This is a genomic window from Candidatus Zixiibacteriota bacterium (genome assembly GCA_021159005.1).
In the GTDB taxonomy this organism is placed as follows: Bacteria; Zixibacteria; MSB-5A5; order UBA10806; family 4484-95; genus JAGGSN01.
Map to the genome: position 1 here is coordinate 1 of JAGGSN010000087.1, position 8,509 is coordinate 8,509.

The window sequence follows — 8,509 nt, forward strand, 5'->3', positions numbered from 1 at the left end:
TATATAAAAGTATCGTATTGAAACGAAAAAAAAAATGTGGTAGCAGGATGCCACCGCTGTGTTCAGTCCCTCCTCGCAAAGAGGTAGAGTACGGAGAGCAGACCTCCGAGTACAGCCACCGCGATCATGACTATCGGCATGATCCCAGCCATGCTGTAGCTGGATTCGGTTGTATTCAGAAGACTGTTCTGTGTATCATAGAACCGGTCTCCGGTCTGTGCTGTCTCATTCCATTCTGTGTCGATGGCAGATGCATCCTGCACGTTGTCAATGATGTTTATGCCCACATAGAGCACAGTAAGCAGGACTACAAGGAAGATGCCTGCATTGACCATAGCTATATCCCCGCGCTTGTCAGCGAGGAACTTGTTCATCTTATTCATATCATATTACACCTCCGAGATTTGTTGTGTGTTTTCATTTAAAAAAGCGATGGCGGGATCGCCACCGCTGTGTTCAGTCCCTCCTCGCAAAGAGGTAGAGTACGGAGAGCAGACCTCCGAGTACAGCCACCGCGATCATGACTATCGGCATGATCCCAGCCATGCTGTAGCTGGATTCGGTTGTATTCAGAAGACTGTTCTGTGTATCATAGAACCGGTCTCCGGTCTGTGCTGTCTCATTCCATTCTGTGTCGATGGCAGATGCATCCTGCACGTTGTCAATGATGTTTATGCCCACATAGAGCACAGTAAGCAGGACTACAAGGAAGATGCCTGCATTGACCATAGCTATATCCCCGCGCTTGTCAGCGAGGAACTTGTTCATCTTATTCATATCATATTACACCTCCGAGATTTGTTGTGTGTTTTCATTTAAAAAAGCGATGGCGGGATCGCCACCGCTGTGTTCAGTCCCTCCTCGCAAAGAGGTAGAGTACGGAGAGCAGACCTCCGAGTACAGCCACCGCGATCATGACTATCGGCATGATCCCAGCCATGCTGTAACTGGATTCGGTCGTGTTGATCAGGTCTTGCTGTGAGTCGTACAGCTCATCACCAGATTCCAGACTCGATGCATTCTGTACATTATTGATGATGTTGAGACCAACGTACAGAACCACCAACAGGACCACAAGGAAGATGCCTGCATTGACCATCGCCATATCCCCGCGCTTGTCAGCGAGGAACTTGTTTGATTTAGCCATTCTTCTTTATCACCTCCAGGAAAGAGACAGCAATATCACAAATCCCATTATCACGAAAGCAAGGATAAGGATATATGGCATGACACCCGCAACAGAGTATACCGCAGTCGAGGTGTTTTGTGCTGTCTGAAAATTATCATAATTCGCATCGCTCGCAGTAATATTTGCATCGTTGATGATGCTGGTTGTCGCGCCCATGCCAAAGAACATGAGCATTATCACCGCGATCGTTGCGAACAATATTCCGACAATGTTTGCCATGATAGGTTGATATGTAGTAGGAGTATATAAATGTTTCTATTGCAACTATGATGTGTGAGGCTCGTTATGCGTTCGCTATTGAATTGCATAACATGATCGCGATATATAGTAATGCTAATAGTACAATAACCGACACCACTGCGATCCCTACCACCTCAAAGTCCATTTTAGAGGCAGGAGTTGACATCATTGTAAGTATAGAGAAGATCCCTATTACGATTGCAATAAGCACAAGTATTCCAGCAAGAGATAATGACGTCTCGAAACTGCTTGTGAGGGGGTGGAGGGGGTCACCTACTGTTATAGTCATCGTGTAATTGTCAGTGCTGCCCCACCCATCTGATACTCCGAAATCCACATAGTACACTCCGTCCTCTGACGGGGTCCAGTTCCCCTCTCCAGTGGTAGTATTGAAATCCGTAAATAAATCAGTTCGACTACATGAAAAGACAGGAATGTCACCGTCAGCATCATAACTGCTAAAACTAACATTAAGGGTATCCCCTGCATCCACCTTGCGGTCCGTGCCGCCCGTGATTGTAACAGGGTTGTTGGGGAGAATACTGGTGTGGTTTACCCATGTGTTATTGATGTTTTCGTTTGTATCTACAGTGTGGGTACTTATAGTACTACAGTTGTGAGGGGATGCGGATAAGTTGTAATGTGTGAGAGATGTGTTGAGCGCCCATACCCCATTAATATACACCATAGTGTAATTAAAATCTGAGTTTGTGGGGTTTTGCCATGTCCAATTGTGGTAAAAGTTCCCAGTGTGGTTTGTTAGAGATGTTATACTATTAGGAGGTGTGGAACTGTCTATATACAACAACCTATATTCACTGCTAATATTATTCGCAAATACGGTATAATTGTATGTGCCATCCGCCAAAGCAGTTTGGTTTGTCTCAAAATACCAATGGGTTCCATTGATCTGGTGCAGTGTGTAAGTGTTTGAGGCGGAGGCAGCAGTGCCCGCAAATAGAAGTATGAATGCTATGACCAATGTTTTATGCATGATAATTCCTCATGTGTGTTTTCCAATATATAACAATAATATTAGTAGGTAAGCCGACCGCCGATACTGACAACGCTATCCGAGGCAGCGTTAATCGCAGCCACGTAGAACGCCCCAGCGCTCGCACCGTGATCCGCACTACCGCCCAGCCTGACAACGCGCCAACCGGTATTCTGCCAGTAATAGTCGCAGATATAAGAACTGGCAGTACCGACAGAGGAGGGGATGAATCCACGATCCGTATCACATAACGTTATTTGCCAATTATTTGTAGATGCGAGAGTTACACCAAGATCGAGGTACCCTACGTTAGTATCATCAGCCCAATCCGATGCATTGTTCGTGACGTAAGGGGTGTGGTCGTAGATATTGATTCCGTCATTCCATTTCCAGACATTGCCATACCAGTTCTCAATCCCGCGATACGTCATGTACGCATCGTTCGTGTTGCCTGCAACTGAGTTTGTGCCGTCGCCGTCGCCGTTGGACTTGCCGCACTGTCCGATGTAGCTGTCCGCGGTCCATGTGCCTCCAGATAGTTGCGTCCTGCCGTATCCGATTGTGCTTTGTGAGTCGAAGTCGGCGTACTCGATGATGTAGAGGAGCTGTACGGCAGAGTTTAGGTCGAAGTCGAGCTGCCGCCATCCCGCGCCGCGCTCTGATGCCATCGTGCGGAACTCGGATCGCATCTCGTTCGTCTTGGGATACACTCCTGAAATTGAACAGAGTTTGTCCCCGGATGCATACATATCGTCTGTGATGTTTGCACTCGGAACCATTGCGCCGGTGGATGCATCCCACATACTACCTTCGTACGCGCCAATGTAACGGTGGTCTACTTCTACACCATCTTTAATGAATGCGTTGTGAACTTTAAATCCAGTTAAATTAAAGCGGCTGATGTTATAATGATGTGTTGATCCTGTGAACGAGTAGCTATAGTAGAACTTGGGGATCTCTACCATCACTTGCCCATCTGCGCCTGATAGGTCTGCAAGTGTGCCATCCGCTTTTAGGGATGAATTTGTGGAGTTAAGATAATAATGCACTGTGCCGTTATCCCATAGAGTGCATCTCCGCATTTCAGACCATGGAAATGTGTTGTTAAAATCTATGTCAGTATAGTTTCCTACTGTTGTTGTGGTTGTGTATGAGTTTGTTGATTCATCCCATTGTACCCCACAAGTGGTATATGTCTTGTTTACACCATTCCAGTTGAATGCGAGATATGATAGTTCGCTAGTGGTAATACTCACATTGATAGTAGTGTGATTGGTGTAGATGGTTGTTGCATTTCCAGGAGTTGGGGGAGTGAAATTAAGTTCTGACACGTAAGCCCAAGGGTCAAGAATGAAAAAATGACCGTTAGCAATGGCTTGTGGAATGGTTTCACTATGTGGTTTTATCGCTATATCATATTTTCCGTTCCCATCATTAATACGGATGCGGGTGCGGATGGTGTATATTTGTCCAGCAGTCACATGAGCACCTAAAATACAATACCATGTATCCTTATCATCGTAATTATAATTTATCTTTTGGAATTTGCCTGAAATATCATAATAATTTACAGTTTTGTTTTGCCGTGTATGCCAATAGGCAGTGTAATTCATACCATCAGTTTCATAAGAATCGAACGCTACGACTGCTGTTGCTTCAGTCCATTCATCACAATCCAAAGTTGTGTTGTTGAGTTGCGCGCATCGCTGGTAAGTGATCGTATAACGATGTGTGTTGTAGGCATTTCCGTAGTCTATTGGAGTGGCATCAGGCGTGTTTACAATCGATGATACGTTATAAAACCATATACGGTGTGAGGTATTGTAGTACACCTTATGCGGAGCAAATAGTTGAGCAGCAACAGGATAGCTAGAAGAAGTGTTGAAGCCGTATGCGATATCAACATCTCCGCTCCAGCTTTTGGATATGAATGTTGAGTAGACCCATGTGCCCCCGTATATTGTGGCAGGGCTCGCAGAAACATAATAAAACGGAGTGTCCACATACACTGTATTTCCATCCGGTGTAAAGACATACGCATTTGAATTAGTTGAAAGTATTGTCAACAAAAAGAATAACACACCAAATACAATGATAGCGACAATATAATGTTTTAACTCAAGTTCTTTTAGGAGAGAAGGCATCTGAAGCACCTCCGGATGTGTATCGATTTCATGAAAGGGTATATGATGTTGTGTTTTATAAAGTTTTTGGTATCTGAATACGGAAAGTGGTTCATAAAAAACCTCATAGTTTTTCGCTCACATCTCTAACCACATCAACTGCCATCACAGCCGCGTAGAGGATCATTATTCCGCCAAATATGACCAGAAACAAGGATATTGACCCTGGTGCGTAATGAACCGTCTCAATGGTGCTGGTACTGTTGTTGGTCATCACATAATCACGCGTGACACCGCCAAACATATCGAATCCGAGAATCAGGTACAGGATACCGGCTGTGAATCCGGAAAGTATGTGGGTGTAGTTCTCATTGTCCTTGAAGAGCCACGCGTAAAAGGTCATAAGGACCGCCAGACACATCGTGATAATGAATATATCAAGTAACATATTAGCCATCCTCGTGCCGTTTTATAGTTACTGTCATCATATTATCAATGCTCTCCATACTATTTAAAATTATCGCATTTTTTGATGAACATCAAAAATCAAACAATGTCTTCTGCACAACGACATGATCTGATGAACCATCCACGTTTGCGTGAGACGGCTTCTGTGCGACTTTCTTATCTGTACCAACGTTTGGTACTGGTTGGACACCATTCGGCTCACTGTGATCGTCTTTGGTACCTTCTCTATGATTTCTCATCTCATCAATCATCCCGCGATGGATGTGTGCCTGTTTCTTGGCTTCATTCTTCGCCCTCCGGTATGCAACCATCACAGACCTTGATAGTGGTTCTGGACTATCATCTGGCTCTTGATGGACTGGATACGGATTGTATATAGCAGTATCCAGCTCCTCATCCGTCAGATTTTCAATATCATCCTCATTCCATGCCATAACTAACCTCATATTCTTTTTTCGTTCATGCCATCACCGAAAAGTTCTAAAAAAAAATTGATGTGGTTTTTTTGTGGTTGTGTGTAAGGTGTATCTTGTGTATAAGGTGTATAAAGTGTGTAATGCGTATCACATATATAACTATATCCCACCCCAATAATCTTATACACCTTATACACCTTATACACGTTATACACATTATACACCTTATACATCACCATTTTTTTCTTCATGATTTTTTTTGCAGACAATATATCACCGTTGTGTTTTTTCCTTTGTTCTCCCCAGCTATCTCTCGAATCGCACCAGAAGTCACCATAGCCTGAATAATCTCTGCAAACTCCTTGACCTTTGTTTTTGTTGCATTGAGAAGTTCTCTCCGATTCGCTTTACCACCATGATTCTTCAGGTACCTCTCGACCGTGCTCATCTTCCGTGACACAATGTCTGCTCGATCTGCCGTCTCGACATCTCTGATAATATTTGCAGAAGTGATCGCAAAGAAATTATCTACTTCCCGCATAGACTCTATGATGTCATCTTTCGTAATCGTGTTGCACATGCGTCCGATTGCATGTAACATAGCAATCTTCAATGTAATTGGAAAAAGCCGACCCATGACCATGTTATTAGTGTTGTCGTTCTTCTTCATCAAAGATTCCTCATGTTTCGTTTGCCATTCCTGAAATATTTCAAATGCACCTTTTTCAAATTCCATTGGTTGCGGTGGTGTGTTCATCAACCATTCGTTTATTTCACTCGCTTTTTTGTGTATAGATGCTCTCTCTGCGACTAATCGGTCTGCGCCAAGTTCAAAAGGCAACATTTCTTTCTGATACTTTGGTACAAAGTATAAGAATCGTGCGAGCCACCCACTGTTCACATCATCCTGTGTGCAATTATTTAGTAAATTGTCTGGTACAGTGGCAAACGCAATCGTGAGATATGGATCAACCACATTGCGTGTCCCATTGTCATTTTTCTTTTTTGTGAGCACTCTATTCCACCCTTTGCAATCATACGCTTTGCATAACAGGTCTTTTGCCTCATCCATATACTTCTTCTTCATATTTGCGAGGAGCTGTCCAGCCTCATCGACTATCAATACTCTGTGGCTCATTTCCGCCATCTGTTCCGTGAACGCTTCTGGACTGAATGTCTGTGCAAGATAATCCCACGATCCCATTATGTGAGTGAGGATCTCTTCAGCAATATCCATTGCAACGCTTTTTCTCGAAATTGTACTTGGACCGAGTATAAATTGGAACAAATTTCCATATAATATGGTTTGTTTCAAAAATATCCAGCGTTTGCGCCCCGTCATTGTAGATAGAATCATCAGTGCCCCAGCGTAATGATATTCTTTGTATGCGTCAGTCCTTTTTGATGCATACTCGATATATTCACTGATGAATCCATTTATTCTGGTGAGGTCGAGTGATATCTTTTCATCGATCCAATCACCATTCAGTTCACTCGCGTCTGGGATTGGAATGTCTGTATTACCGCTCTTCCCTGTTCCTGTTTGTATTTTTCGGTATTGTCGATTCATCATCCGCTCGATCGCCATCGCTGCGGTCAATGGTCTGTCGATGTTTTGGCGATACATCACATAATCGATCACACTACCCTTTTTCCCACATCCATGACATTTGAAATAACGAAGGTGGATTGCGCATGATGGCTGGCGATCATTATGGAATGGACAGACGATTAGCTTATAATCATTTTTTGATCTGACTTCGGATACGTCTCCATCACCATAATGCCTGATCACGTCAGGCAACGTCACGTCTGCTTTGATTGCGTCATAATCAAATAATTCATCATCTGTGATGATCTGCCACACATCGATCATGGCGCGGAGCTCTTCCTCACTGATCCGCATTACACCCGTATCACTGATGATTGTATACCCTTCCGATATTTCTGGTGCCAGAACATATCCACCTTCTCCTCTCGTATCGATATTATATAATTCTTTATAGTCTGTTATATTCGGTGGACACGGTTTTATTTCAAAATATGCATGATATCCACCCGACGGGGTTTTCACTATCAATGTATTTTTTTCGAGCTTTTCTTTTAAAAAAGACTCGTAAACTTCTGGATCATCAAAATCGACTACATGAAGAGAACCGCTTACCGCGCCACAAACCAATCCCCATGAACACCCCGGGAATTGTTCTGCCCATCTATCTATCTGATCATGTGTTGTCCGAGTGGTCTGATATTTCTTCCATTTAATCAGTGGTTTTTTATTTTTACCGACTGGTATTAGGTTCCACCCACGATCAAGTGATTCGTGTACTGCTTGCATCCCACTCACCCCTTTTATATATCCATCTCCTGTGTCGAGTTTGATTGGTCGTTCTTTATCGATTTGTTTCATTTATATCACCCCTTCGAATTCAAACAGTGATCGGTTTTTTGCCTGTCTCAGCGTTTTTTTGTACATCTTTGAATAATCACGTAATTTATGCGTTTGGTCAATGTGCCACCATTGTATGGTTTTGTTTTGTTTTACAAGTTCATCCCAGCTTACGATTGTGAATATGTTACCATCGTCTGGATTTTCTCGTTCAAAGCAATATCCTCGATTGATCAAATCAAATATATCATTTGTATCGGCTATGGCGAGCGATATCAGTTCACGACTGGTATCTCTCTCTCGTCTTGTTATATATGCATGGATTGCTAATGTTGGATATAATACATTTCCAGATGATATTGCTTCATTTCGTTTTGCATACTCTGTTTTTATTCCTGTGTGTCTTGTTTTTCGTATGGTGAATGTATCCCACGACTTACCCCATTGTATTCTGCTTGATATCCCTTGCATTCCATGTTCACGGCTTACTTTCCATGCATCAATACCACCCAGAACATCGAGCGCATCGCGTAATTCATCTGGATTTTTGGATTCGACTTGAATGATTTTACCTTCCATCATCTGGTTTTTTTGAATTTGTGGTATCACAAACTTGTTAAAATCGCGTATGCTATCATTCAAGTCGTGTGTGACTTTACTCAATCTGACACCCCCTTTCTTCAGCAATTT

At 43.1% G+C, this 8,509-nt stretch carries 10 protein-coding genes; all 10 read right to left on the reverse strand.

Annotated features, from left to right (window positions below; all coding sequences use genetic code 11):
* Positions 1 to 62: 62 nt before the first annotated feature.
* Entirely contained in the window at positions 63 to 383 is a 321-nt protein-coding gene (locus J7K40_05840) for a hypothetical protein (protein MCD6161918.1), read from the reverse strand.
* A gap of 73 nt (positions 384 to 456) precedes the next feature.
* Positions 457 to 777, reverse strand: coding sequence for a hypothetical protein (locus J7K40_05845; protein ID MCD6161919.1), 321 nt, complete (start codon positions 775 to 777; stop codon positions 457 to 459).
* Between the two features lie 73 nt (positions 778 to 850).
* Positions 851 to 1,147 carry a hypothetical protein gene (locus tag J7K40_05850; GenBank protein ID MCD6161920.1) on the reverse strand — a complete coding sequence of 99 codons (297 nt, stop codon included), beginning with the start codon at positions 1,145 to 1,147 and terminating at the stop codon, positions 851 to 853.
* A gap of 9 nt (positions 1,148 to 1,156) precedes the next feature.
* Positions 1,157 to 1,387, reverse strand: a complete 231-nt coding sequence (locus J7K40_05855) for a hypothetical protein (GenBank protein MCD6161921.1) — start codon at positions 1,385 to 1,387, stop codon at positions 1,157 to 1,159.
* An 85-nt stretch (positions 1,388 to 1,472) separates the two neighbouring features.
* Positions 1,473 to 2,423 carry a hypothetical protein gene (locus J7K40_05860; GenBank protein MCD6161922.1) on the reverse strand — a complete coding sequence of 317 codons (951 nt, stop codon included), beginning with the start codon at positions 2,421 to 2,423 and terminating at the stop codon, positions 1,473 to 1,475.
* Positions 2,424 to 2,464: 41 nt separating this feature from the next.
* Entirely contained in the window at positions 2,465 to 4,567 is a 2,103-nt protein-coding gene (locus J7K40_05865) for a hypothetical protein (protein MCD6161923.1), read from the reverse strand.
* Positions 4,568 to 4,670: 103 nt separating this feature from the next.
* Positions 4,671 to 4,949 (reverse strand): hypothetical protein, encoded by a 279-nt coding sequence (locus J7K40_05870; protein MCD6161924.1) that lies wholly within the window; start codon positions 4,947 to 4,949, stop codon positions 4,671 to 4,673.
* Positions 4,950 to 5,085: 136 nt separating this feature from the next.
* Complete coding sequence (locus J7K40_05875; GenBank protein MCD6161925.1) at positions 5,086 to 5,448, reverse strand: hypothetical protein; 363 nt, start codon at positions 5,446 to 5,448, stop codon at positions 5,086 to 5,088.
* A 229-nt stretch (positions 5,449 to 5,677) separates the two neighbouring features.
* A complete protein-coding gene (locus J7K40_05880; GenBank protein ID MCD6161926.1) occupies positions 5,678 to 7,840 on the reverse strand; it encodes a bifunctional DNA primase/polymerase in 2,163 nt (720 codons plus the stop codon).
* Positions 7,841 to 8,509 (reverse strand): hypothetical protein (locus tag J7K40_05885; GenBank protein ID MCD6161927.1); only part of this gene is annotated, 669 nt, incomplete at its 5' end.